A 24980-nucleotide genomic window follows, 5' to 3' on the forward strand; every position below is an offset into this window, starting at 1 on the left:
GCACTCTCCACGGCACTCTCCACGGCACTCTCCACGGCACTCCCGACCGCAATGCCCACCGCAATTCCTCGCCGCACCCCCCACAAGCTGCAAAACATACAACTAATCCGCGAAAAAAGAACCGTTTTAACTGAAATCATGTAAAACCTACATCAAAAACGCCACCAAATCAACAAAATCCCCCTTTTTGAGAAAAGCAGCAGAGATTAGCTGTACATTTTACAGGAGCATGTCCCACTTCCCACTCCTTTCCGGTATTTACCTGTACAAATTGCAGGATAGCAGCGAAAGAGTTTCCCTTGGCAGGTAATAGAGGGGAAGCGGCATCCCCCCTAACTTCTGAAAATAGATACATAACCAATTTTCATTTCAGGGCTGTTCGTCCAATTGAAGTCTACCAGAGGCGCATATGCTAGTAGAAATGAATGTAGCTTCGTAGCATTCACCAGATTTTGGAAGGGGGATTGGCGTGAAAGGCGTGGTACTTGCGGGAGGAACAGGCAGCCGTTTGCGTCCGTTGACGCATATTATCAATAAGCATTTATTGCCCGTTGGCGATATGCCCATGATTCAGCACGCGCTGGAGAAGCTGGCTGAGGCGGGGATTGAGGATGTGCTCGTCATCACCGGCAAGCAATCCGCAGGCCTGTATCTCGATTATTTGGGCGGCGGTGATGCGCTTGGCATCAAGCTGACTTATAAAATTCAGGAAAAGGCGGGCGGCATTTCCGAGGCGCTTGCGCTCGCTGAAGATTTTATTCGTCCAGGCGAGAAGTTTGTCGTGATTCTGGGAGATAATCTATTTAAAGATTCCTTGGTACAGATGATAGACGCATTCCATCAACAAGAGGAAGGCGCGATGGTGATATTGAAAGAAGTGCCGGATCCTTCGCGATACGGCGTTGCGACGATGAAAGACGGCCGCATCGAGCGGATTGAGGAGAAGCCTGCACAGCCTCAGACCCGGTATGCGGTGACGGGGATTTATTTGTATGATGCCTCGGTGTTCGACATTATCAAAACCCAATCGCCCTCTGCAAGAGGCGAAATGGAAATTACGGATGTGAACAATGTGTATGCCTCATCCGGTAAGCTGTCGCACCGCTTTTTCACCAATTGGTGGATTGATGCAGGGACGCATGAGTCGCTCTTCCAGGCTAATCTGCTCGTCAGAAGGGAGGATTCGCCATGCAAACCTTGCTAGTCACCGGCGGCATGGGGTTTATTGGCAGCAATTTTATTCATTATTGGCGAAGCCGGCACCCTGAGGATCGCATTGTGAACGTGGATGTCCTGACGTATGCGGGCAACCCGGACAATGTCGAGACGTTGGAGGGACAGCCCGGCTATACGTTTGTACATGGCGATATCGGCGATGAAGTGCTGATGCTGAAGACGATGGCGGATGTCGATATCGTGGTTCATTTTGCCGCCGAATCCCATGTGGATCGCAGCATTCACAGCCCGCGCGGTTTTGTGACGACGAACGTGCTGGGCACGCAGAGCCTGCTGGAAGCGGCGAGACAGCGGCAGGTGAGCAAATTTATTCACGTCTCTACCGATGAAGTGTACGGTACGCTTGGCGCGACAGGCGCCTTTTCGGAAGCAACGCCGCTTGCACCGAATTCCCCCTATTCCGCCAGCAAAGCCGGCTCCGATCTGCTGGCACGCGCCTACTATGAAACCTACGGCTTACCGGTCGTTATTACCCGCTGCTCCAACAACTACGGTCCCCGCCAATTTCCTGAAAAACTTATCCCCCTCGTCATTACAAAAGCGCTGCGCGACCAGCCGATTTCGCTCTACGGCGACGGCCTCAATGTGCGCGACTGGCTGTTTGTCGAAGATCACTGCTCGGCGATCGAGCGGGTGATCGAAGCCGGCGTGCCCGGCGAAGTGTACAATATCGGCGGCAATAACGAGCAGACGAATGTGGACGTCATTAAACGCATTCTCCTTCTATTGAATAAACCGGAGTCGCTGATCCAGCACGTTTCCGATCGCTTGGGGCACGATCGTCGTTACGCGATCGACAGTTCGAAAATCCAGCGAGAACTCGGTTGGCAGCCCGCCTACACGTGGGATACGGGGCTGAGTCAGACGCTCGGTTGGTATAAGCTGGCGACCGACTGGTACGACCGCATCGTATCCGGCGCATACCGCAGCGGCCGGGAAGGGGATGCCCGATGAAGATCGTGATCACCGGTGGGGATGGACAGCTCGGTTATGATTTGAAGCGCGTACTCGGCCCTGTGCACAAGGTCATTGCGCTGAACCGCAAGCAGCTAGATGTCACGGATGAGGACGCTGTGACAAAGACGCTGCAGCAGCTTCGGCCGGATGCGGTCGTGCATGCGGCAGCCTACACGAATGTCGACCGTGCGGAGGGCGAGTCGGAAGCCGCCTACCAAGTGAATGCGCTCGGTGCGCTCCATGTGGCGGCGGCTTGCCATATGCTGAATGCCAAGCTGGTGCATGTCAGCACGGACTATGTGTTCGACGGCGCCAAGCAGGACGCCTACTCGGAGCAGGATATGCCGAATCCGATCAATATTTACGGGCAGTCCAAGCTGCTAGGCGAAAAATTTGTCCAGCTGACGTGCAGCCAAGCGTTCATCGTGCGTACATCCTGGCTGTACGGTGCGAAAGGCGCGAATTTTGTGACGAAGGTGTTAGAGAAGGCCCGCACCACAGGCGAGCTCACCATTGTTGACGACCAATTCGGTTCGCCGACGTATTGTCTCGATCTTGCACTGCTGATCCGGGAACTGCTCAAAACGGAGCATTACGGTCTCTATCACGCCTCAAACAGCGGCGTATGCTCGCGCTTTGAGTTTGCCCGGCGCATCCTGCACGAAGCAGGACTCCAGGGCGTCCTTCTGCATCCCTTGCCAACGGAGCAGTTGCCGGCAGTACCGGCCAAGCGGCCGATGTACAGCGCTTTTCGGCATGGAGCGATTGAACGGCACGGGCTCTCGCCGATGCGCGATTGGGAGGCGGCGCTTGCTTTCTTTATCCGGTATGACTATGACGATTCCGCTCTTCGCAAGAAAGAGGTGTGAGATGAAAAAGCCAAACCGTTTCACCGCAACCGCAGCGTCGGCGGCCGCCGGTCAGCATCACGGGTTCCATGACGGATTGGCGCAAGGCTACCGCATGGGCCGGTGCCAGCACGTGCTTAATACGAGCCAGCCGGCGCCATGGCCGATGCGCGAAGTCAGCGTGCTGTTCGTCGTGCAGGGCTTCGACGGCATTGATCAGGGGATCATCGACGGCCTGCGTCAGACGGCGCGCGTCGTCTACACGACGACGGCGGCCGACATGCTGCGTCTCGCGCAGGAGCTGCGCCCGAACCTCGTGCTCGTGATGAACGGGCTGCACGTATTTCCCGCTGAGCATCCGGCGCACATCGCAGCCGTGAGGCAGCTTGGCATCCGCACCGCCATCTGGTTTGCGGATGATCCGTATTTCAGCGATCAGTCGGTGGCGCTTGCGCCGCATTACGACTACGTATTTACGCATGAAACGTCGTGCGTGCCGCTTTACCAGGGTGCGGGCTGCAGCCGGGTGTACCAATTGCCGCTGGCGTCCAACCCCGCCGTGTTTAAACCCGTGCCGGTCAGCCCTGCGTACATGAGTGACATCTGCTTCATCGGCACGGGGTTCCCGAACCGGCTGGCGATGATCAATGCCATGACGCCTTTTTTGATCGGCAAAAGGATAGTGCTCGCCGGCGGCCTCTGGGACCGCCTGAGCCACTATGCGCTGCTGCGGCAGGGCATCAAGCTGCACTGGGTGCCGATCGAAGAGACGGTCAAGTATTACAACGGCGCATCAATCGTGCTCAACATTCACCGACATACGCAGAACGATACCTACAATAAAAATTCCCGCGAGCTGCCGGGCTATTCCATTAATCCGCGGACGTATGAGATTGCGGGATGCGGCGCTTTTCAGATAACCGACTCCCGCCACGAGCTCGCGCAGTTTTATACGCCGGGTCAAGAGATCGAGACGTTCCAGCATCCGCAGGAGCTTGTGCAGAAGATGGCGCACTACCTGCAGCACAGTGAGGAACGGCAGCGCATTGCGATGAACGGGCTGCGCCGAACGCTGCTTCACCATGCGTATGCGGAGCGGCTGACGCGTCTATTGAATGTGGTTTTTAGCTGAGCCTAGAAGGATTACCGGGAGGAGAGGAACAGGTTGAGAGTTCAGAAAAGTCATCACAGGGCCGGCACGCTTTCGGCAAGGCGGCAGGGGCAACGCGACGGCTACCATGCCGGTCTGATGAACGGGATTCGCATGGGGCGCTGCGAGGCGGTGCTGCAGCAGGCGGCACGCGACCGGGCGCCGAACCCGTTCTGGAACGTTCGCGTCCTGTATGTCACATCGGGCAAAAGCTACCCTTACGAGCCCATTGACATTGCAATCATTAACAGCCTGCGCCCGCTCGTGCAAGAGCTGATCATCGGCAACAACGCGAGCGATCGAATTCGAGTCGGGCATCCCGGAGCGAGTATTGAAGCGCTGGCCGCAAAGCATCGTCCCGATGTCATACTGGTGCTCGACGGCGTCAATCTGGGACTTGACGTCGTGCAGCGGCTTCGGCAGTCGGGGATTCGAATGGCCGTATGGCTGACTGACGATCCTTATTACACCGACATTACGGCTGCTTTCGGGCAAAATTACGACTTTATTTTTACGATGGAGATCAACTGCGTACAGTTTTATAGAGATATGGGCTGCCCGCAGGTTCATTATGTGCCGCTGGCGTTCCAACCGGAGATGTTCCGCCCGAAACCGGTGCCGGCCGGCGTGATGCGTGACATTTGCTTTATCGGTTCGGCCTACTGGAACCGGGTTGTCTGGTTCGACAAGCTGGCGCCGTTTCTCGCGAACAAGCGGGTGCTCATCTCGGGCATCTGGTGGGACCGATTGCGGCAGTATCGGCTGCTCGCTCCCCAAATTCAGCTAGGCACGTGGATGCCTCCGGATCAGACGGCCAACTTCTATAACGGAGCCAAAATCGTCATCAACATGCACCGCGCTTCGGACGACGAGTCCTATAACAACAATAGCAGACGCATTGCGGGCGCTTCTCCGAATCCGCGAACGTTTGAAATTTCCGGCTGCGGCGTGCTGCAGTTGACCGATGTGCGCTCGGATTTGGCGAGCTTTTACACACCGGGCTATGACATTGAGACGTATGCTTCGCCGGAAGAGCTGATGCATAAGCTCAATCATTATCTGCAGCATGAGGAGGAGCGGAACCAGATTGCGCTCCGCGGCCTGTATCGGACGATGCGCGATCATACGTATGCGAACCGATTAGTTTCAATCCTTTCCATTATATTCGGGCCGAGATAGCCGCAAGTTATTTCAAGGTGAGGTGAGATCAGCATGACTGTGAAAAAAAAGCTGCGCAAGCCAGCGGTTCGCCGCAAACCGATCAAACGGGCAGGGGCGAAGCTCGCGCGTTCCAAATACAAACGTCCGAAACGAGGCCTGCTCGTTCGGAGAAATCGCCGGGCGCCGGGGGTGCGAATGCGTCCGGCCCTGCGCCGCAAGCGCCGCCCGGCTCTTAGCAGGAGCGCGCTCGCGTACAAAGCGGCGTACGATGCCGCTTTTAATCAAGGCTACCATATCGGCTTTGCGCAAGGATATACGTTCCAGAATCAGCAGCCCGCCATTTCACAGTGACTCTGAGCTGCTGCGGTCTTTTGCCTCGTTGCTGCGCCGTCAGCATGGGAGGAAGAGGCCGTTTTTTTGTTAACGGGGGCTGCCTGTTTTTCCTCGCGGGCGGCAGTTGCCCTTGCCACGCAGGGCGAAGCTCATACACTGTTGATAGCGGCGGCACATCATGGGGGAGGGGGTGGATCCGGTGAAAAAACAAGGGAAGAAGCGAATCCCGCGAATCGATACGCAGGGGCGTCGGGGGCGTCAGCTTCGCGTGAGAAAGCCGGTTTTACGGAAGCGCACCAGCGCCATGCGGCGGATGCCTGCGCTCTCGAGCTTTCAGCGCTATTGGCGTCGCTTCGGGTATCGCGCGGGCTTCCGGGATGCACGCTCGGTGCGCACCTATCGCAAAGACTACAAGCGAGCGCTAAGCGAGCTGTGGGCGAAATGGGCCAAAGACCAACCCCCACTTATGCAGGCGGCAAAGTGCGGGGAGGCCGCCAAGGGATATGTCAGCGGATTTAGTAAGGCGATGCGCGCCCGCAGGCCCGATTGGGTGCTGCCGCCGCCGAAGCTGTCGACAGCCGCTATCGTGACCGTACCCAGTGGCAAATGCCTCAGCGTGAAAACGCTGGAGCAGCTCAACCGGCTTCCGCTCAGCGAGCTGATTGTCATCGCACACGGTACCCTGGACCGTGCGCTCGAGAAAGCGCGCAAGACGACGAACGCGCTCGTCATCTATTCCCCTGATCCCGTCGGGGAGGAAGAAGGCCGAAACATCGGAGCTAGAATAACGCAGTCGGATATACTGCTTTTTGCGAGCGGGAACGATGAGTCAGTGTCTGCGGAGAGGCTGGTTCCTTTCATCCAGGAGATGGAAGCTGGAGCGCCGGATATACCACAGGTGATTTCCCGTCGGGACACGCACCATTCGGCGTCGCAAGATGTGATGGTTCCGCCTCGAACGCAGCTGACGAGCATCATTATTCCTACGTATAACGGGCTGCCGCTGCTCAAGGTGTGTGTGGCTTCCATTCGACGTCATACCGACGTGCCTTACGAGCTGATTGTTGTCGATAACGGGTCGAGTGACGGCACAGCCGCTTTTTGCATGCAGGAGAAAATCAAGCTGATCGCGGCACCGGTGAATTTGGGCTTTCCGGCAGCGTGCAATTTGGGTCTGCGGCTCGCGGAAGGCTCGGAGTTGATGCTGCTAAATAACGATACGATCGTTACTCGAAACTGGCTGACGAACCTGCAGCGCTGCCTGCATGAGCAGCCGAATGTCGGCATGGTCGGACCGGTGACGAACTATGCCAGCGGCCGGCAACGGATACGGGAGCGTTTTACGACAATCGTCCGAATGACGGATAAATATAATGAAGCGAATCCGCAGCGTTGGGTGGAGACGAAGCGTCTGATCGGGATGTGCCTCCTCTTTAAACGCGAAATGCTGGAGAAGATCGGCTATTTGGATGAGCGCTTTTCGCCGGGACATTTTGAAGATGACGATTACTGCTATCGGGCCAGGCTGCATGGTTACCGGCTGCTGATCGCGGGCGATTGCTTCATTTATCATAAAGGGTCGGTCAGCTTTCGGAAAAAGCCGCGCCCTCTCGTCCGCGAAACGATTTGGCGCAACCGGCAAAAATTTATCCGCAAATGGGGCGTGGACCCGCGGAAGTTTATGTAAGCAGGTATCGTTTCGCGGTGACGCGCATAACGTAAAGTGAAAAAAGGAGGCGGGAGCAGCATGGAGCAGCAAATTACGACGGTTATAGCGCACATTGCGGCTTCGCATCGGGAACTGGCCGCTTTACTGGCGTCGCACCGGCATATTTCGTCGCGGATGGCGGCGCTAGTCGGCGATTTGCCGGATTCGCATCCGGAGTTTCAAGGCCTTGGTGTGCTGCACAAGCGGTCACTGCAGCTTACGAAAAACGTGACCTCCTATGTGAGCAGCTTGGCGGAGCTTGCGGAAGAAGTGGCGAAGCGGACGGAGATTATTATGAAGGAAATGCAGGAAAGCCATGAGGAATAAGGAGGAGCAGCCGTGAGCAGGGAAGAGCTGTTTATGCAAATGCTGGAAGCCACAGCCCGCGTGCAGGAAGAAATCGCGCTGATGCTGGAAGCTCGTGTGGTCGAGGCGAGAAAAGCGCAGAACTGGGTGCTGCTCCATCTGACAACTGAAAATTTGGAAGGGCATGAGCATAAAATGAAACAGACCGCCGACATCCACAGCGGGATCATTGATCTGATCGACAGCTTGACGAAAATGGAGGCGGCGCTGAATCACCAACTGACGGCGCTGCTCGGGAAAAATGAGGGCGGCTCGGGCTTCGGTTTTAGCGGCGGCTTGGGTGGAGGTCTGGACGACGGTCTGGACGGCGGTCTGCTGGGGGATGGCTTCCTCTCCCTAGGCGAGGATGATAAATCATGAGCAAGCGGCGGCGAGCGCAGATCGAGCTGCACCTGCTGATCTCGCTGGCCCGCAGCCAGCGGGCGCTGAGCCGCATGCTCGAGGCGGTAGCCGATCAGGTGGAAGCCTCCGGGGAGTTGGCGAAGCATATCGGCGAAAATCTTGGCGTCATCGCGGCGCACCAGCGGGTTCTGCTGCAGCGCGTGACCGGCTTGCCGGTTCGCACGCGGTCGCAGAGCGCGCCGGGCAAGCCGTGGGTGAACGCGCAGCTTCAGCTTCCCGCTTCGCCTCGTGCGCGGCCGCAGCCTGTGCAGCAAGCGAAGCCAGTGAAGCGGGCGGAGGCAAAGCGGGAGGGGGCGGCGCGTGGGCGGCGATAGCGGTAGGCAAGAGTAGATGGAGCGACGCCGCTAGCCTGACACTGGCACTCCGCACTGTAATTGCGCCGGTACTGACACAGATGTTAACACTGGCTAGTAGAGGTGGGGATGGGACGTTTTTGGCCGTTAGAGCCGTTAGATTGGGGAACTTTCACTTGTAAAGGTCAGCGATGACCGTTAAAACTTGAAAACGGCTATTTTGGCGAAGTTTTCAAGTCTAACGGACTTTTTTGACTGTCAATCCACTCATTATTCGGAAGATGAGCTGCTAATGGACATTTGCTTCCGTTAGTGGTTGGAGGCGGTGTTCGCCGCGTCCACCGGTCAGCCGATGCTAATGCTCTCCATCATCCGCAGCCAGTTCCTCCGACGCTAATGCTCTCCATCACCCGCCAGCCAGTTCCTCCGACGCTAATGCTCTCCATCACCCGCCAGCCAGTTCCTCCGACGCTAATGCTCTCCATCATCCGCCAGCCAGTTCCTCCGATGCTAATGCGCTTCATCACCCGCCACTCGCTTCCGCTCTTCCAATGAACTGGAATTTCTGCTGTATATTTTCGCATTTTTGCCCAAATTGCAGAGTTGAACTGGAACTTCTCCCGTACATTTGCTCGTTTGGCAGCCTTTCTCCGAAAACTGCTGAAATGAACTGGAGGTTTTCCAGTTCAGCTGTCACGGGGGCGTATCAAGGCAAAATGAACTGGAGGTTCTCCAGTTCATGGACAAGCAAAGCAGCTTAGCTTGTTTGACTTTGCTTGTCGTCGTCTGCCTCGCCCTCAGCCCCAGCGCACCAGCAGCCCGGCGTGCGTCAGCCCGCCGCCGAAGCCGTACAAGAGCAGCAGGTCGCCCGGCTTCACGCGGCCGCCCTGAACGCCGAGATCCAGCGCCAGCGGGATGGAAGCGGCGGACGTGTTGCCGTAGTATTCCATGGAGGTGAGCGCTTTGCTCAGCGGCAGGCCGAGCTTTTCGCAGATGGAATCGATCATCCGCAGATTCGCGCTGTGCGGAATAAACCAATCCACGTCGCCGATGGTCAACTCGCTCTTTGCCAGCAGCCGCTCCACGCCCTGCGGCACCGTGGACACCGCGAAGCGATACACTTCGCGGCCGTTCTGGACAAGCTTGCCGTCGCCGTCGAGCGGCAAGCCGTGCAGTTGCTGCGCCAGCCCCGTGCGGTACACGTGGGCTGCGCCTCGGCCGTCGGCGCCGATGTGGTGGGCGAGGAACGCGGGCTGCGCGTCATCGCGCTCCACGATCACGGCCCCGGCGCCGTCCCCGAACAGAATACACGTCGAGCGATCCGTGTAGTCGGTGATTTTGGACAGCGTGTCGCCGCTGACCACGAGGATTTTGCGGTGCGCGCCGGCGGCGGCGAGCGCACTTGCTTGATGCAGCGCATAGGTGAAACCTGCGCAGGTGGCGTTGACGTCGTAGGCGCCGGCGGCCGTCAGGCCGAAGTGCGCCTGAACGAGGCAGGCGATCGGCGTCGACGAAAGGTCCGGCGTATGCGTGGCAGCGATGACGAGTTCGACACCGTCGAGAGCGCCGGGGTAGCGTGCCAGCAGGTTGTCGACGGCGGCGATGCACAGATCGCTCGTATATTCGTGCTCTGCGGCGATGCGGCGTTCATGAATGCCTGTGCGCTGCACAATCCATTCATCATTGGTTTCCACAAGCTGAGGGAGCTGTTCGTTCGTTAAAATGCGGGACGGGACGTAGGTGCCGATTCCGGTAATTCGCGCGTTCAGGGGAGCCAAAGTGGACATGGTTCGCACTCCTTTTAGCATCAAGTATTAGTACTAGGTACTAAATTTAATGTAACGGATTGCCGACCCGATGTCAATGTGGTTTCGCAGCCACAGAACGCACCTTTGATGGGGGAAAGCCTCGATACTGCTTGAATTGCTTGCTGAAAAAATAAATATTCCGGTAGCCGAGCGCTTCTGCAACTTCAGAAACATTCATGCCATTGTAGCGGAGAAGATGCTCGGCTCTTTCGATTTTAATGCGAATGAGAAAATGCTCGACGGTTTCTCCCGCCAATTGTTTGAATTTCTGTGAAAAATAACGGGGAGAAAGGCGAACGCTCTCCGCAAGTTCATGGATCGGATGGGGCTCTGAAGGGTGCTGCCGAAGATAATGAATGAGTTCCAGAATGGCGGCTGATTCCCTGGAATGCAGCGGGCTTTGTCTATTTCGTTCACTCGCAAGTGCATCTTCACGTTCAAGTTGATGAAGCAGCAAGCTGAGTAACATGGCTCGCTCTTCCGCGTTATGAGGTCCTGCTTCAAGCGCAGATAATACATACCGATTTAAGTAGGCTTCGAACAGGAGGGTATCTCGAACATGTCGATGTCTTTCGGGAAAGTTTGGCCTGGATTCGTTTGGAAGGTCGAAGTGAATAAAAGTTACGGTCAGCGGTTTAGCAGAATTATGGAATGCTCGTGTACGATCCCCTGGGCGAAATAGAAAGCAAGTGCCTCCGGACAATGGATAATACACCTCATTCACTGTCATTTGTCCTTCGCCGCCCCAAACATACCAGATATCATAGTCCGGCAGGGGGTGTGTTGTGGTATCCCACTTCCACGATTTCTCACAAGTCACTTTCCCGAAAGCTGATTGTAATTGAAGTTGTGCGGGCAAATTCAGAAGCGACATTTTACATCTCCGATCCGGATCAGATTGTATTAAAGTATAAACTTTTGGTCATGTACTTCATTTCCAAATAAAAGGATTCCTCATAAAATTATAGTATGTCAGAAGCAATATAATGTAAACGAAATGGGGGAAGGAAAGTGAAGCTGGATCCTTTTATGGGAATTGAAGATTGGGATCGCATTGGGTTGTCTGTGCAGGAATCCGCTCGCAGATTACATCGAATTGGCTACGTTGATCGTATGTTGATGCGCTTAGAGGCGGGGCATGTGGCTGCTCGCCCTGAGTATGAAGTGAAGGGGGCGCTTGCCCGATTATGCTGGCAAGATGCGAATCATAGCGATCAGCTGCGTAATCGATGCAGACAACTTCGGATGAGCACGAAAGCCTACGATAAATGTCCCGAGGCAGAGCTAGAAGCGCTTATGGAGGCAGCACTTCGCAGTCCCGGGACGCTCGCTTTACTGAAAGCGTTGTTCGAGGTCATAAAACCCGCGCAAGTGAAATCGATTCATCGTTATTTGGAAGCGGCACAGCCGCTCGTGGATGAGCCGACGATCCAAATGCTGCGCGGCCAATTGCATTGTCGGGAGGAGCAGCTGGCCTGGGGGCGGTTGGCTATCGAGGCTTTGGCGGAAGAAGTGAGTCCTGAAGAAGTCGTCGAGGCAGATCTCTGGTCCAGCTATCTGTCTGTGCTGCTGGCGGCGGCTGGAGAGATTGATGGCACTTCGAGTCGCATTCCCGTGGATCCTGGTGTTGTTCGGAGTGCCCCTCCGTTTGAGCTGCCCCAACATAGCACTCGCGATGCGAGATTCCGCACAAGTGTTAAAAAGTTTCGCGATATACCGTTTTCTGATGACGATCATAGCCGCTTCGAGATGATGATGTATACGAGGTTTTTCGAGATGTCTCCTGCCGAAGGCATCGCTCATGTGCACTTTTCCACGTTAGATAAGCCATGGGTCTTCTATCTGGATACAGCTCGCCATCTTTGGGACGAAGTGCGCCATGCGTGGTTCGGAGAAGCGGCTCTCCGGCTAAAGGGTTACAATATTTCAGATGTGCCCAACTGGACGGGTTGGTATGATATGACAGCCAATTTGTTCGACTCGGATGAGGCGTATACCCATCTTACCATTGCCATTGAGAAAGCAGCCATGAAATATCCGCCAGGCAAGCGAGAAGAATGGGAGTTTTGCCGGGATGTCATCAAGGATCCACACATGACGACTTTTCAGGATTTCGATTGGGCGGATGAGGTTGTCCATGCAGGCTTTGGGCAGCGCTGGATTATCGATGAACTTTACAAAGGTGATAATGTGAAGGCAACAGCTGCGGCTGACGCCACCAATATGAAACGAGCCGAGTTTATGCGTCAATTTCAGGATGAATCGCAGGAGCCTGCCAGTCGGTATGCAGGAGGGTATTGATCAGGAGAAGCACTGCAGATATTGCCGGAAGGGTGGCGATGTCTGCAGTTTTTCTCATTTTGAAGGATAGTTAGGTAATGAATATATACGGATAATTCGCAAATACGCTACGATACTTTCGTGTTCAAGAACCTCCGTTGGATGATGGCTGACGAAGGGACTCCTCTACTGAACTTAATGATGGAAAGGATCGTGGTCGAGCATGTTGAATGTGAAAGCTTTCGGAGCTGTTGGAGATCGGTCCGCCCTGGACAGCACCGCGTTTCAAGCAGCCGTAGACGAATGTCACCGCTTGGGCGGAGGGACGGTTACCGTTCCCGCCGGCGATTATTCGATTGGAAGTATCGAACTGAAGAGCAGGGTCATGCTGCATCTGGAATTAGGCGCTGTGCTGTGGGCTTCGACGAATCGTGCCGATTATCGGGAAGACTGGTCAGGCGCATATGAGAACAGGATTTTGTTTAAAGCGACGAATGCCGATTCGTTCGGCATTACGGGCAAAGGAACGATTCGGGGGTTCGGCACGGAGAAGTTCGGCTCCTGGTGGGGGGTTCCGAAGCCGCCTGAACTGCGGGTCTGCACCTGCTTCTTCGACAATTGCCGCTCGGTCACGCTGGAGGATATTTGTATTCGGGACAGCTCGTTCTGGACCATCCATTTGAAGCAGTGCGATACGGTTTATATCAACCGCGTTTCGATCCACAATTATCGCTATCACTTAAATACGGACGGTATTGTACCCGACAGCTGCCGCCATGTATTTATTACGGACTGCCATCTTTCGACTGGGGACGATTGCATCCCGATCAAGAGCACGGAGCAGCAGGCGTGCGGGCCTATCTTCGTGACGAACTGCATTCTGGAGACGCCGAATACAGCCATTAAGCTGGGAACGGAGACGTACGGGAATATCAGCGACATTTATTTCAATCGCTGCACCGTGAATGCCGCGGTCGGGATCGGCATCTTCGTTAAAGACGGAGGCACAGTGGAGAGGGTGCGAATGAGCGAAATCACGATCGAGTCCGCAGACCTGTATGATATCAAGCCGGTGCTGCCGCTGTTCATCGATGTCGAGAAGCGGCATGCCGACTCCAAGCTGGGCAGCGTGCGAGATGTCGTCTTCCGTGATCTTTTTATCAGCACACGAAGCACAGTTGTCATGCAAGGAGCACCGGACAGCCTGCTTGACAATATTTCGCTGCAGCATGTCACGATGCGCATTACAGGTTATATGCCTTTCGGTCATCGCAGCAAACCAATAACGGGCAAACGGACGCTGAAAGAACAGCGTGATACTGAATTTATGATTAAGCCCGCCTATTTGACGATCGCGTATGGCAAGAATGTACGACTTGATCATATCCAAGTTTTTGAATGCGAGGAGGCGGCCAGACATAACCGCCATGATATATGCCTCGCTTATTCGGAGAATGTTATCCACAATTACACCTCAATTGAGGCGGGAGGTCATGAGCAATGGATCGGATAAAGGACGAAGTGCTGAAGGCAGAGCGTCTAACAGAGGCAGACGGCCATTATTTTTTCGGCTATTATGATACACCGGCATGGAGCGGGAACGATCGGTATCATCTCTGCCATAGAGTCGCGTTTTGCGATCGGCTGCCGCGCGCGGAAGATCGCGCCGAGCTTGGTTGTATCGATGTACAGAACAACCGCTTCACGGTCATTGGAGAAACGACAGCATGGAACTTTCAGCAGGGCAGTATGCTGCAATGGCACCCTGCGTACCCGGAGAATACGGTTATTTATAATGCGAGGAACGGCAGCGCCTATGAAGGCGTCGTGCTGAATCTGACAACAGGCAAGTCCCATTCATTGGAAAAGCCTGTAGCCAATGTCGATCCGACAGGCCGGTATGGGGTAAGCATTAATTTCCCCCGCATGTACGATTTCCGTCCGGGATATGGTTATGCTGGCGAAGCGGACCCGTTCGCGAGTGTTCACCATCCGTCCGATGATGGGATATATCTGATCGACCTGTTGTCAGGAACCAGTCGGCTAACGATTTCTTTGCAGCAGATATGGGCGTTTACGAAAGCGTATTTTCAAGGTGAGGACAGAAAAATATTGATCAACCACATCACCTTTAATGCCGACGGCTCCCGCCTTGTCGCTCTGGTGCGCTGCTTCCCGGAGGAAGGGAAACTGTGGAAAACGGCGGTCGTGACGATGAATATCGATGGCACCGATTTATTCCTGCTTGCCGACTACGGGTATGCGTCGCATTATCATTGGCGGGATCGTGAGCACTTGGCGATTCATGCCGGTGAACTAGCAACGCATCCGGAGGGGGAGCAGCTTTATGTATGGAAAGACAAGACGCGCGAGGTCATGACGATCGACAAGTCTTTCTTCCTCAAGGATGGACATTGCAGTTACTCCCCGGATCGGCGATTCATGCTGTATGACAGTTATCCCGACGCGGATTCTTATCGAAACTTGTATATGTACAATTTTCAAACCCGCAAGGGGATGAAGCTCGCCTCGTATTATTCGCTGCCTGAACTGGATGGTGATAATCGTTGCGATCTGCACCCGCGCTGGAATCGAGAGGGCTCGTTGATCTCCTTCGATTCAACGCATGAAGGACAGCGGCACGTTTATCAGATGGATTTGCGAGGTCTTCGCCTGTAATCAGGCAGGTAAGGGAGGCCCTGCGCTTCAATCCTAACGAATGATAATTAGGCTAACTAATGATAATCGAATGAGAAGCGGCGTTTTCTGGCATGTGGTTCAGCAAAGAGGATATACCGATAATCTCTCATCCGGTTATAGTGAGCTTGCAATCGTTTTATCATGTGACAAGGTGGTGTTACAGCAGTGCATATGGCATTAGGTAAACATCGATGGCTGTATCTGATGATGATTCCCGGTATTTTATATTTTATTCTTTTTCGTTATTTACCTATGCTCGGCAACGTGATCGCTTTTCAAGATTATCAGCCGTTTCTCGGGTTTTCGGGCAGCCCATGGGTTGGTTTCAAGCATTTCCACAGGTTGTTTACGGAGGATACGTTTCTTGTTCTTCTCCGAAATACATTGATGTTGTTTTTGTATGGCTTTGTCTTTGCTTTTCCGATTCCCATCCTTCTCGCACTTATGTTGAATGAAATTCGGAAGCAGTTTTTCAAGCGATTCATCCAGACGGTTATTTATTTGCCGCATTTTCTTTCTTGGGTCGTTGTGATTTCCCTGTCCTACCTCATGCTGACGACGGAGGGCGGGATCATTAACAATCTGCTGGTATCGCTCGGCGGAAGCAAAATTAACTTTATGCTCGACGCCGGATGGTTTCGCCCCTTATATACGATTCAGTCCATTTGGCATGATGCGGGCTGGGGGACGATTATTTATCTAGCCGCGATAGCCGGTGTGGACACCAGCTTGTACGAGGCGGCAGAGATCGATGGGGCCAGCAGGCTGCGCCAAATTTGGCACATTACATTACCTAGTATACGCAGTGTCGTTGTCATTCTGATGATTCTGAAAGTCGGGGATATTATGGAACTCAGCTTCGATCATGTGTTCTTGATGTCGAATCCAATGAATCGCGGCGTGGCGGATGTATTCGATACGTACGTCTACAATATCGGGGTTCTGGGCGGCCAGTTTAGCTACAGCACAACAGTTGGTCTATTCAAATCGGTAGCAGGTCTGGTTATGGTGTTTCTCGCAAACCGCTTGGCCAAAAAGTTTGGAGAAGAGGGTATATGGTAATGGAACAGACGAAACCAACGACAGGAAACGTATCTTTGCCACTCGCCCGGGCCCATAAGCGTTCGGGGAACTTGCTATTCGACTGGATCAACTACGTGCTGTTATTTCTCTATGCAGCGATTTGTTTTATACCGATTTTACACGTCTTTGCGACATCCATCGCGGCTTCCTCACAGCTGGCGGCGCATCCGTTTCTGCTTATCCCGACACAGTTCAGTCTGGACGGATTCCGGTTTATTTTCTCCTCCAACACGCTGCCGAGAAGCCTTCTGACCACGATTTTCATTACGGTGGTAGGGACTGCGCTCAATGTTATAGTGACGTCACTGATCGCTTATCCGCTGTCGAGAAAATATTTGAAAGGCCGAAATACCGTGATGCTGATGATCGTGTTCACCATGCTGTTCACGGGAGGGCTCATTCCTAATTTCTTGCTGGTAAAAGCGTTTGGACTGCTGAATTCCTACTGGTCCTTATGGCTGACGGGGCTGGTTAGCCCGTTCATTCTGATCATACTTAAAAATTTCTTCCAGGCCCTCCCGGATGAATTGGAGGAATCGGCGAAGATCGATGGCGCGAGCGACCCCACGATTCTGTTTCGCATCATTCTGCCCTTGTCGCTGCCGGCCATCGCCACGATCTCGCTTTTCTATGCCGTGAGTCATTGGAACACGTTCCTATCGGCGATTCTGTATATAAACGATCAATCCAAATGGCCGATTCAGGTGCTGCTCCGGCAGATCGTGACGGTTAGCACGGCCGGGGTCGGCGACGACGAGTTCACCTACATTCCGCCTTCGAACATCGTTCGTTCGGCCGTCATCGTGGTAGCGACGCTTCCGATTTTGCTCTTATATCCGTTTCTGCAGAAATATTTCACGAAGGGTGTTCTACTCGGTTCGGTTAAAGGATGACGATGGCCATGCCTTCGGTCGTGCAGTTCGTCATCATTTAATATATAATTTTGATAAGAAAGAGGGTATCCGCACAAATGAAAACGGTTACGGGTCAAAAAAGAAGGGTCATGCTCGTGCTCTTGCTAAGCACTGCGCTACTAGCGGCATGCAGCGACGGAACAAAAAGCGGAGAAACGTCGACAGCCACTCCGGCTTCATCCACAACCGCAGCGTCGGGAGCGCCTAACACGAAACCAGCTGCACCGTTAGATATCTCCATCATGGCGATGTATACCTCGCCAAATGCCCCAGCGGCCGACAGCGACGTCATGAAGAAGCTGATGGAAGTGACGAACTCGAAGCTGAACATCAACTGGGTGCCGAACGCAGCCTACAATGACAAGCTGACCGCTTCCCTTGCGGCAGGGGATTTGCCGACGATCGTTGTTGCCGATATCAATCTGCCGGCCGTTGCCAACGCTGTCGATGCCGGTGTCTTCTGGGATTTAACGCCTTATCTGAAAGATTACCCGAATTTGAGTCGTTTGGACGCAGGGGTCCTCAACAATGCTTCCTACAAAGGAAAAACTTACGGCATCTACCGCGCCCGAGATAAAGCAAGAAGCACCATCTTTATTCGTAAGGACTGGTTGGACAATATGGGGCTTAAAGCGCCGTCAACGCCGCAGGAGCTGCTAGATACAGCGATTGCTTTCGGGACCGGCGATCCAGACAAGAACGGGAAGAACGATACAACCGGATGGGTGATGGATAATGGCGGTTCGGATTTCAAAGCGGTGCTGACCTGGCTCGGCGGACCGAACGAATGGGCGGAAGACGGCGGCAAGCTGGTTCCGGCTGTGCTAACGCCGCAGTATACGGAAGCGCTTAATGCGTTTAAGAAATTATATGATCAACATGGCGTCAACCAGGATTTCCTGTTGGTCGATTCCAATAAGAAGAACGAAATTTTCTATGGCGGCAAAGCCGGCATTTATTATCAGGTTTCGGATGCCACGCGGGAGAAGTCCGTTCAGAAAAATGATCCGAAGGCACAAGTGGCCATGATTAACGAATTTAACGGCCCGGCAGGCATCAAGGCACGGGGTGAAAACGGTTTTAACTTGATGATGATGATTCCAAAGAGAAACGTGAAGACAGAGGAGCAGCTGCGCCAGATATTAGGCTTTATTGATAAATTGGGCAGCAAGGAAGCTCAGCTCCTGCTTAACTACGGTATAGAAGGGGTCCACTATACGTTGGACGGCGGGCAGGTCGTGTGGAAGGATCAAGACGGCTACACCAAGGCGACAGGCGGGGGGCCAGGCATCTATAACTTGAATATATTGACTGATATGCTGCCGCAGCTTAAATCGGACGATCCGCAATATGCCAGAATGATCGAAGTCCGCAAGGATAATGAGAAGTTTGCTGTTTTCAATCCTGCGGCGCCTTATAAATCGGCAACGTATACCACGCTCGGCAAAACGTTGGATCAACTCGTCAACGATGCTCAAAGCAAATTTATTCTCGGCGAGCTTGACACAGCAGGCTGGAAAAAAGCGGTCGAGCAGTGGAAGAGCACCGGTGGCGCCAAATATATCGATGAAATAAACGCCGCTTATCAGGCGGCCAAAAAGTAGAAATCGTTCAACAAGCGAACAATGCGTGGGCTTTCTTTGGATTCATATAGCTGAAGAAAGCCCCGGTCGTTTTCACGGAGGAATGACGATGATGTCTTTATACGAGTCGGGGGAAGAATGCGTATGAACATTGGGGTGTCTCGATACTTTACCAAGCTGCTGGCGATCAGTATATTGCTGGGTGCGATTCCGGTTATTACGCTGGGGTTGCTTTCCTATGTCATCTCCTCCAATTCGATTAAAGAGAAAGTGATCCGTGGCAACGATTTGATTTTGGCTCAGATTCATCTGCGAACGGAGAAAGAATTGAGTCTGGTCGATAAAATGATGAATCAATTAATGTACTCCACGCTGGTTGCCCAGACGCTCAACAAAGCCGTGACCCAATACGACTTTCAGGCTGTGGGGCAAATTCAGCAGGAAATTTCTTTTATGCAGTCTTATGAGCTTGGCATCACAGATGTGGTGCTTGTCAATCTTCAAAAAAATTGGCTGATCAGCAGTGGCGGCCATTTTAACAGCTTTACGTACTATTCGGATCCAACGCTTTTCTCCCGCTACACGGACACAGACCAGCAATTTAATCGGTATTACTTATCCGATCAATCGATTACGGTAGTCGAAAGGCTGCCCCTGCATTCCGCCAATCCGATTGCCTTGCTGCTCGTCGACATTTCGCTTGACGATCTCGACGCCATCCTTGCCAAAAATAAAGAGTTCGGCGAAATGTTCATTATGGACGAAGGTCGGAAATTTGTAGCCGGAACGAGCTCGGATGAGCATTTGCATACGGCAATTGAATCCGTTGTGGCGCAATCAGCCAATCTGGAAAATGATAAGGCGCTTACCATTGACCTGAACGGCAAACCGTCGGTTATTATTCCTTACCGCTCGAGCTACAACAATTGGTTGTATTTATCGGTCATTTCATTGGACGACATTTCGATGGACTCCAGGGAAATTGGCCGGTACACGATTTATATTTGCACGGGAATTCTGATTCTCACCATCCTGGTGTCGCTCTACAGCTCAAGGGTGATTTACTCGCCGATAAAAAGATGGTACTTCGCGCTCCGCGATTTAGTATCCGGCTCGGATAAAGGCAGTGAAATCGACATTATCAGCGGGAAATTGAAGTCTCTGCTTCACTTGCGGCAGCAAATGAGCGATCAATTGAAGCAGTTTTTCGCCACCAAGCTGCTATTAGGCGAGTGGCGCCGCAATGAAATCGAAGAGATGATGAGGAGCTACAATTACCCGACGAACCTGAAGCAATACGTGGTGCTTGTATCCGAATTTGATACGCTGGAAGGTACCGGCTACACGGAGCATGATCGCTATCTGCTGATGTTTGCGGTCAGCAATATCGCAGGTGAAATTGTTCCGCCCCAGGAGCGCTTCGAGTCAGTGGTGATTAACCATTCGCAAGTGTTGATCATGGGCAGCGAGGGCAATGATGCTCAGGAGGCCCGGCTGCTCGCTTTTGAACGGGCGATGGACATCCAGAAAAAGGTAAGGCAGTTTTTGCGGCTGCCGCTCAGCATTGGGGTTAGCAAGGTGCATGCAGACTTGAAGGAAATACCCCAGGCTTATTTGGAAGGGCTGGAAGCTCTAAAATACAGAATTCGCTATGAGCAGGAATCGCTTCTTTTCTTCGACGAAGTTCAGCCGAATCGCGAACTGCCCCCGATCTTTCCCATGCAGTTGGAGAATGAGCTGATCGATTCCATTAAGCTGGTCAATGAGGATGAGATCAGGCAGAAGCTTAGTGGATTTCTTCAGGAAATTTACAAGAATGCGGCCGACCATCGGGATTACCAGATCTTTGTGGCGAGGCTTCTGACCGACCTGCTGCGTCTTCATCAGGAAATCGGCGGCGTCATGCCCTATGACGGAACCGTATCGTTATTTGAAAGGCTGTTCGAAATTAAAACGATGCCAGAAATCGAGAGTTGGTTTATGCAGATGCTAATTGGGCCGGTCGTCAAGTTGATTAGCGAGCAAAAAGACAAGGCGTATCACCGCATATCTAAGGAAGTCTGTGCGATGATCAACAACGAGGCTGAAACCAATCTTACCTTGGAAGTGTGCGCAGAACGGTTAAACTATCATCCCGTCTATGTCAGCCGTGTGTTTCGACAGGAAATGGGCATTAATTTCGGCGAGTATCTGGCTAAGGTCCGACTCGGCATCGCCAAACGATGGCTGCGGGAAACGGATATGACGATCAACGAGATCGCACAGAAACTGCATTACAGCAATTCCGGCAACTTTATTCGATCATTCAAAAGTTCGGAGAACATCACGCCTGGCAAATATCGAGATCAGACGAAGGATTAAATTTGCCGCAGGAGGAGGAGCAGCATTTGGATAAATTGTTCGTGTTAGGGGACAGCATATCCATGGATTACGGGGTTTATTTGGAGCAAATGCTGGAAGGCAGCATGATGTACGATCGTAAGAAAGATCGGTATGCAATTAACGAAAACCAGGATCTCCCGGACGCGATGAGAGGGGCGAACGGCGGGGATAGCGGCATGGTTCTTCAATATTTATCCTATCTCGTGTCTAACCACCTGTTCGATCATGACATCTTGCTGCTCAATTGCGGGCTGCACGATATCAAACGGAATGCGTTGACGGGCGAGCTGCAGGTGCCGTTGGAGCAATATTTAGCCAATTTACAGGCGGTTCTACGACTAATTCAACCGTTGGAAGTCAGAATCGTTTGGGTGAGGACCACGCCTGTCGATGATGCTATTCATGAGGAACAGATAAAGAAATTTGTACGGTTCAATCAGGACGTCATGAACTATAACGAAGCTGCCGATCGGATCATGGGCGCGGCTGGTGTTATGTCCATCGATTTGTATGGTTTTACGCAAAGGCTAGGGGACGGCAAGACGTTGTTCTGCGATCATGTCCATTACGTCGAGCAGATTCGAAGGCAGCAGGCTGCGTTCATTGCCGGCTGCTTGCACAGCAAGTACCTCTCATAAATAAGGATAACCCTCTCTTCTCACGTCACAAATCTCAACGCGCCATACGGTATTTCAGTGACGCCCTCGCGAAAATCACTCGGAGACATGCCGGCCATCTGGCGGAACACCTTGCCGAAGTAGCTGCTGTTGTCGAAACCGGTTTGCTCCGCGATCACGGTAACCGGGAGCGAGGTGTGCCGCAGCAGCCGGGCCGCCTCCTCAATGCGCAGCTGGCGCACATACTGCATAGGCGTAATGCCGATGGATTTATGGAACATTTTACAAAAATGATGCTTCGACATCCCCGCAGCCAGTGCGGCTTGATCTAATCCAAGCGGCATGCGATAGTGCTGCTCCAGCCATGCTTTGGCATGTCGAAGCTTCTCCGGGATTTCGCGCTGCTCCGCCCCCTTGCCTTCCGTTTCTCTCAGCATGGCCAGCATCCATTCATACAGGCGCACGGATACCTCATAGCGATCGCGAAGCCGGTTGGAAGCCGCATCTTCATAAAGCTTGTGCAGCAGCCGAATCGGCTCCGAGTCTGGATGGATCGCCCCCACGGGACCGTAGTGTCGGAGATAGCGCGACCATATCTGCTCGGCATCATGCCCGCTTAAGCGAAGCCAGATATGCTCCCAGGGCTTGTCTTGGTCAGGCTCATACCAGTAGCGGTGATCAGACGGAATCTGCACAAAAAAGCCATGGTGCATCGGCACGGTGTACCTTGTCCCTCCCACGGTAAGCTGCCCCTCGCCTGCCAGTGTGTATTGAAAGATAAAGCCGACGCCCGGGCGATTGGTGCCGTCCCACTCATAATCGGTGCCTGCGATACGATGGAAGCCGGTTGATTCAATGCGATATAACGGAGCAGGGGTGTCATCGGTATACAGGAAGCCAAACGAGCCCTCAATCATCACAATATTTTACTATCCTTTCGCGATAAAATACGATTTCGCCTTTGCTGGAAGCAATATATCATTACCCTATGAGGAAATAGTAGCACATTAAAATGCGATTGGGGAGTGAGAATATGCTTCGGTACAAGGATTGTTACGCGGCATTTGAGCAAGATCGGCTCGTGGCGGGGAATGAAAGAATTGAGCGTGTATGGGAGATTCATAGCAGTACGCTGGTAACGAAGTCGCTCAAGGACAAAGCGACAGGGGAAGAATGGATTGCGCAGGGGGCTGATTTGACGGCCTATCGACTCCCGCTTCTGTCGTATGAAGAGGCTGTTCATGTGTCGCTTCAAGCGGTGGAGGACGATGACCTCGGCGTCGGGGCCAAGCATTGGAAGGTCTCGGTGGAGCTAAGAACGAATACCCATGCCATACGGTTTGAAGTACGGCTGTACCCGAGCGCATCTTTCCTCCGGCAAGAAATGTGGGTGAAGCGCATAGCCGCAAGCAGCGTTGGGTCAGAGGCGTCTGTATTCGCCGCCGACAGCTCTAATCTGCAATTGGAGGATTATACGGAGGAACAGGTGGAAGCTGGGCACGATTACATCGACGCGCTGGCGTTGAGACCTGTGCACTGCCGGTGGCAGTGCATCCAGTTGAAAGATGTGACGGACAGTCACAATAATCTGGTCAGCCGCGACACGGGCTTGTTGTATAAGAACGAGCGAATTGCGCTGACCGGCAGTATCTTGGCGTTCAGTCAACAACTTACGTCAAGAGGGCTGCTGGTGCTGAAAGAAGGGCCGACCGCATTCGGTCATCTCCATCGGTCAGGCGGGGATTTTCGTTTTGAAGGCAATCGCTTGTTTGTGGACGGTTCAGGCTTAGATGCTGCGGATGGCGAGGATGGCGATGAGCTTCCGGCCTACGGCGTGACGGTCGGCGTCTATGATGGAACGGAGCTCGGCTTGCGGACGCTGCTGCATGCGTATCATCGGAGCATTCGCACCTATGTGGCACAGCGTGATGCTTATGTCATGAGCAATACGTGGGGGGATCGTTCCCGTGACGGCCGGGTGAATGAAGCTTTTATCTTGGAGGAGCTGCCGGCAGCCGCTGAACTGGGCGTGACCGTATATCAGATTGATGACGGATGGCAGCAAGGGACGACGGCGAATTCGATCGTGCAGGGGGGCACCTGGGGCGATTATTACAGTCAATCCGACCAATTCTGGGAGGTGCACCCGGAGCGGTTTCCGCGCGGGCTGAAGCCCGTTATGACGAAAGCGAAGGAGCTGGGCATGGAATTGGGGCTCTGGTTTTCACCGGATTCCAGTCACGATTTTAGATATTGGGAAAAGGATGCGGATACGCTAATCGGTTTTTATCAGCGGGAGGGGATCCGCCATTTCAAACTTGACGGCATTCGCCTTGCTTCCAAGTTAGGGGAAGTGAGGCTGTGCCGGATGATGGAGAAGGTGATTAGGGCCACGCAGGGGCAAGTCGTGTTTAACCAGGATACGACGGCTCAGGTGAGGCTCGGGTATTTCGGGAAGACGCAGTACGGCAACTTATTTCTCGAAAATCGGTATACAGATTGGAGCAATTATTATCCTCATTATACGCTGCGTAATCTATGGCAGCTCTCACCCTATGTATCCGCGGCAAAGCTTCAGATTGAATTCCTGAATGTCGCCCGAAATCCGATGAATTATGCGCAGGATCCTTTGGCACCGTCTGCCGTGGGCATTGAGTTTGCTTTTGCGCTGACGATGTTTGCAAGCCCACTGGCATGGATGGAAGTAACCGGGCTGGCACAGGCGGATGGCGAGAAGCTGAAAGGGCTCATTCATGCGTACAAGCCGCATCAGCAGGCCATTCAAGGCGGACATGTACTCCCGATAGGCGAGGAGCCGGACGGTACGTCATGGACGGGATTCCAATCGATCTCGGGGAATGGAATAGGGTATGTAATCGTGCTGCGCGAGTGGAATGATCGGGAGGAGGCGCGATTTGCGCTTTGGGGGAACGACGGCGTGCAACTGCCGAATCGTTTGGAGCTTATAGCAGCGTCATCGAAGCTTGCCGAAGTGCCGGAGGCTGAGCTGTCTTCCGGAGAATTGCGCGTGAAACTGACGGCGCCGCATACGTTTGCGCTGTACCGCTATTTTTTCTGACGAAAGACATGTACTTCCCGACTTAGAATAAGCGGGCAGCGGCTTGGTGACCCTAGCTTAGGCTGATTTTTCATCCCTTG

The 24980-nt window shown here is 53.4% G+C and carries 23 protein-coding genes; 19 read left to right on the forward strand and 4 right to left on the reverse strand.

Annotation, left to right across the window (positions count from 1 at the left end; translation table 11 throughout):
• Positions 1 to 469 precede the first annotated feature (469 nt).
• The 10 genes from ABE504_RS09640 (at position 470) to ABE504_RS09685 (ending at position 8475) form a co-directional block, all read left to right on the forward strand.
• Positions 470 to 1204, forward strand: coding sequence for a sugar phosphate nucleotidyltransferase (locus ABE504_RS09640; RefSeq protein ID WP_430087601.1), 735 nt, complete (start codon positions 470 to 472; stop codon positions 1202 to 1204).
• Positions 1189 to 2190 (forward strand): dTDP-glucose 4,6-dehydratase, encoded by a 1002-nt coding sequence (rfbB, locus tag ABE504_RS09645; protein WP_430087603.1) that lies wholly within the window; start codon positions 1189 to 1191, stop codon positions 2188 to 2190. The genes ABE504_RS09640 and rfbB overlap by 16 nt, the downstream gene beginning before the upstream one ends.
• Positions 2187 to 3062 (forward strand): dTDP-4-dehydrorhamnose reductase, encoded by an 876-nt coding sequence (gene rfbD, locus ABE504_RS09650; protein ID WP_430087605.1) that lies wholly within the window; start codon positions 2187 to 2189, stop codon positions 3060 to 3062. Before rfbB ends, rfbD begins: the two co-directional genes overlap by 4 nt.
• A 1-nt stretch (position 3063) precedes the next feature.
• Positions 3064 to 4173 carry a CgeB family protein gene (locus ABE504_RS09655; RefSeq protein WP_430087607.1) on the forward strand — a complete coding sequence of 370 codons (1110 nt, stop codon included), beginning with the start codon at positions 3064 to 3066 and terminating at the stop codon, positions 4171 to 4173.
• 33 nt (positions 4174 to 4206) lie between these two features.
• Positions 4207 to 5370 (forward strand): CgeB family protein, encoded by a 1164-nt coding sequence (locus ABE504_RS09660; protein WP_430087608.1) that lies wholly within the window; start codon positions 4207 to 4209, stop codon positions 5368 to 5370.
• Positions 5371 to 5403: 33 nt separating this feature from the next.
• Entirely contained in the window at positions 5404 to 5703 is a 300-nt protein-coding gene (locus tag ABE504_RS09665) for a hypothetical protein (protein WP_430087610.1), read from the forward strand.
• A gap of 181 nt (positions 5704 to 5884) precedes the next feature.
• Entirely contained in the window at positions 5885 to 7372 is a 1488-nt protein-coding gene (locus ABE504_RS09670; RefSeq protein WP_430087611.1) for a glycosyltransferase family 2 protein, read from the forward strand.
• 60 nt (positions 7373 to 7432) lie between these two features.
• The gene (locus tag ABE504_RS09675; protein WP_430087613.1) at positions 7433 to 7720 is read left to right on the forward strand and encodes a hypothetical protein; all 288 of its coding nucleotides are present in this window, start codon (positions 7433 to 7435) and stop codon (positions 7718 to 7720) included.
• 12 nt (positions 7721 to 7732) lie between these two features.
• Positions 7733 to 8119 (forward strand): restriction endonuclease subunit S, encoded by a 387-nt coding sequence (locus tag ABE504_RS09680; RefSeq protein WP_430087615.1) that lies wholly within the window; start codon positions 7733 to 7735, stop codon positions 8117 to 8119.
• Between the two features lie 74 nt (positions 8120 to 8193).
• Positions 8194 to 8475, forward strand: coding sequence for a hypothetical protein (locus ABE504_RS09685; protein ID WP_430087617.1), 282 nt, complete (start codon positions 8194 to 8196; stop codon positions 8473 to 8475).
• 347 nt (positions 8476 to 8822) lie between these two features.
• Here the strand turns inward: ABE504_RS09685 and ABE504_RS09690 are convergent, their stop codons facing one another.
• The 3 genes from ABE504_RS09690 to ABE504_RS09700 form a co-directional block, all read right to left on the reverse strand.
• A complete protein-coding gene (locus ABE504_RS09690) occupies positions 8823 to 8978 on the reverse strand; it encodes a hypothetical protein (protein WP_430087619.1) in 156 nt (51 codons plus the stop codon).
• Between the two features lie 273 nt (positions 8979 to 9251).
• Positions 9252 to 10241, reverse strand: a complete 990-nt coding sequence (locus ABE504_RS09695) for a ketoacyl-ACP synthase III (RefSeq protein ID WP_430087621.1) — start codon at positions 10239 to 10241, stop codon at positions 9252 to 9254.
• 73 nt (positions 10242 to 10314) lie between these two features.
• Positions 10315 to 11136 carry a helix-turn-helix domain-containing protein gene (locus ABE504_RS09700; protein ID WP_430087623.1) on the reverse strand — a complete coding sequence of 274 codons (822 nt, stop codon included), beginning with the start codon at positions 11134 to 11136 and terminating at the stop codon, positions 10315 to 10317.
• A gap of 137 nt (positions 11137 to 11273) precedes the next feature.
• On the opposite strand from ABE504_RS09700, the gene ABE504_RS09705 reads away from it, so the two are divergent.
• From ABE504_RS09705 to ABE504_RS09740, 8 genes are all read left to right on the forward strand, one after another.
• Positions 11274 to 12563 carry a hypothetical protein gene (locus ABE504_RS09705; RefSeq protein WP_430087625.1) on the forward strand — a complete coding sequence of 430 codons (1290 nt, stop codon included), beginning with the start codon at positions 11274 to 11276 and terminating at the stop codon, positions 12561 to 12563.
• 202 nt (positions 12564 to 12765) lie between these two features.
• Entirely contained in the window at positions 12766 to 14055 is a 1290-nt protein-coding gene (locus ABE504_RS09710; RefSeq protein WP_430087627.1) for a glycoside hydrolase family 28 protein, read from the forward strand.
• Complete coding sequence (locus ABE504_RS09715) at positions 14043 to 15221, forward strand: hypothetical protein (RefSeq protein ID WP_430087629.1); 1179 nt, start codon at positions 14043 to 14045, stop codon at positions 15219 to 15221. The genes ABE504_RS09710 and ABE504_RS09715 overlap by 13 nt, the downstream gene beginning before the upstream one ends.
• A gap of 192 nt (positions 15222 to 15413) precedes the next feature.
• Positions 15414 to 16304 carry an ABC transporter permease gene (locus ABE504_RS09720; protein ID WP_430088671.1) on the forward strand — a complete coding sequence of 297 codons (891 nt, stop codon included), beginning with the start codon at positions 15414 to 15416 and terminating at the stop codon, positions 16302 to 16304.
• Positions 16304 to 17218 (forward strand): carbohydrate ABC transporter permease, encoded by a 915-nt coding sequence (locus ABE504_RS09725; RefSeq protein ID WP_430087630.1) that lies wholly within the window; start codon positions 16304 to 16306, stop codon positions 17216 to 17218. The genes ABE504_RS09720 and ABE504_RS09725 overlap by 1 nt, the downstream gene beginning before the upstream one ends.
• Before the next feature lie 77 nt (positions 17219 to 17295).
• Positions 17296 to 18843: an extracellular solute-binding protein gene (locus tag ABE504_RS09730; RefSeq protein WP_430087632.1), complete on the forward strand. Its 1548-nt coding sequence runs from the start codon at positions 17296 to 17298 to the stop codon at positions 18841 to 18843.
• Positions 18844 to 18966: 123 nt separating this feature from the next.
• Positions 18967 to 21183, forward strand: a complete 2217-nt coding sequence (locus ABE504_RS09735) for a helix-turn-helix domain-containing protein (protein ID WP_430087634.1) — start codon at positions 18967 to 18969, stop codon at positions 21181 to 21183.
• 26 nt (positions 21184 to 21209) lie between these two features.
• Positions 21210 to 21842: an SGNH/GDSL hydrolase family protein gene (locus tag ABE504_RS09740; protein ID WP_430087636.1), complete on the forward strand. Its 633-nt coding sequence runs from the start codon at positions 21210 to 21212 to the stop codon at positions 21840 to 21842.
• Between the two features lie 20 nt (positions 21843 to 21862).
• On the opposite strand, the gene ABE504_RS09745 is transcribed toward ABE504_RS09740, so the two are convergent.
• Positions 21863 to 22738 (reverse strand): AraC family transcriptional regulator, encoded by an 876-nt coding sequence (locus ABE504_RS09745; protein ID WP_430088672.1) that lies wholly within the window; start codon positions 22736 to 22738, stop codon positions 21863 to 21865.
• Between the two features lie 116 nt (positions 22739 to 22854).
• On the opposite strand from ABE504_RS09745, the gene ABE504_RS09750 reads away from it, so the two are divergent.
• Positions 22855 to 24900 carry an alpha-galactosidase gene (locus ABE504_RS09750; protein WP_430087638.1) on the forward strand — a complete coding sequence of 682 codons (2046 nt, stop codon included), beginning with the start codon at positions 22855 to 22857 and terminating at the stop codon, positions 24898 to 24900.
• The last annotated feature ends 80 nt before the right edge of the window (positions 24901 to 24980 follow it).

This window comes from Paenibacillus oryzisoli, from assembly GCF_050467285.1.
Classification (GTDB): Bacteria; Bacillota; Bacilli; order Paenibacillales; family NBRC-103111; genus Paenibacillus_E; species Paenibacillus_E oryzisoli_A.

Excerpts from the sequence above, each read along its gene's own strand:
- ABE504_RS09720 (WP_430088671.1), top strand. The coding sequence starts at position 15,414 with ATGGCATTAGGTAAACATCGATGGCTGTATCTGATGATGATTCCCGGT.
- ABE504_RS09685 (WP_430087617.1), top strand. The coding sequence starts at position 8,194 with ATGCTCGAGGCGGTAGCCGATCAGGTGGAAGCCTCCGGGGAGTTGGCG.
- rfbB (WP_430087603.1), top strand. The coding sequence starts at position 1,189 with ATGCAAACCTTGCTAGTCACCGGCGGCATGGGGTTTATTGGCAGCAAT.
- ABE504_RS09675 (WP_430087613.1), top strand. The coding sequence starts at position 7,433 with ATGGAGCAGCAAATTACGACGGTTATAGCGCACATTGCGGCTTCGCAT.
- ABE504_RS09655 (WP_430087607.1), top strand. The coding sequence starts at position 3,064 with ATGAAAAAGCCAAACCGTTTCACCGCAACCGCAGCGTCGGCGGCCGCC.
- rfbD (WP_430087605.1), top strand. The coding sequence starts at position 2,187 with ATGAAGATCGTGATCACCGGTGGGGATGGACAGCTCGGTTATGATTTG.
- ABE504_RS09690 (WP_430087619.1), bottom strand. The coding sequence starts at position 8,978 with ATGAAGCGCATTAGCATCGGAGGAACTGGCTGGCGGATGATGGAGAGC.
- ABE504_RS09730 (WP_430087632.1), top strand. The coding sequence starts at position 17,296 with ATGAAAACGGTTACGGGTCAAAAAAGAAGGGTCATGCTCGTGCTCTTG.
- ABE504_RS09745 (WP_430088672.1), bottom strand. The coding sequence starts at position 22,738 with ATGATTGAGGGCTCGTTTGGCTTCCTGTATACCGATGACACCCCTGCT.
- ABE504_RS09725 (WP_430087630.1), top strand. The coding sequence starts at position 16,304 with ATGGAACAGACGAAACCAACGACAGGAAACGTATCTTTGCCACTCGCC.
- ABE504_RS09715 (WP_430087629.1), top strand. The coding sequence starts at position 14,043 with ATGGATCGGATAAAGGACGAAGTGCTGAAGGCAGAGCGTCTAACAGAG.
- ABE504_RS09710 (WP_430087627.1), top strand. The coding sequence starts at position 12,766 with ATGTTGAATGTGAAAGCTTTCGGAGCTGTTGGAGATCGGTCCGCCCTG.
- ABE504_RS09750 (WP_430087638.1), top strand. The coding sequence starts at position 22,855 with ATGCTTCGGTACAAGGATTGTTACGCGGCATTTGAGCAAGATCGGCTC.
- ABE504_RS09735 (WP_430087634.1), top strand. The coding sequence starts at position 18,967 with ATGAACATTGGGGTGTCTCGATACTTTACCAAGCTGCTGGCGATCAGT.
- ABE504_RS09665 (WP_430087610.1), top strand. The coding sequence starts at position 5,404 with ATGACTGTGAAAAAAAAGCTGCGCAAGCCAGCGGTTCGCCGCAAACCG.
- ABE504_RS09700 (WP_430087623.1), bottom strand. The coding sequence starts at position 11,136 with ATGTCGCTTCTGAATTTGCCCGCACAACTTCAATTACAATCAGCTTTC.
- ABE504_RS09695 (WP_430087621.1), bottom strand. The coding sequence starts at position 10,241 with ATGTCCACTTTGGCTCCCCTGAACGCGCGAATTACCGGAATCGGCACC.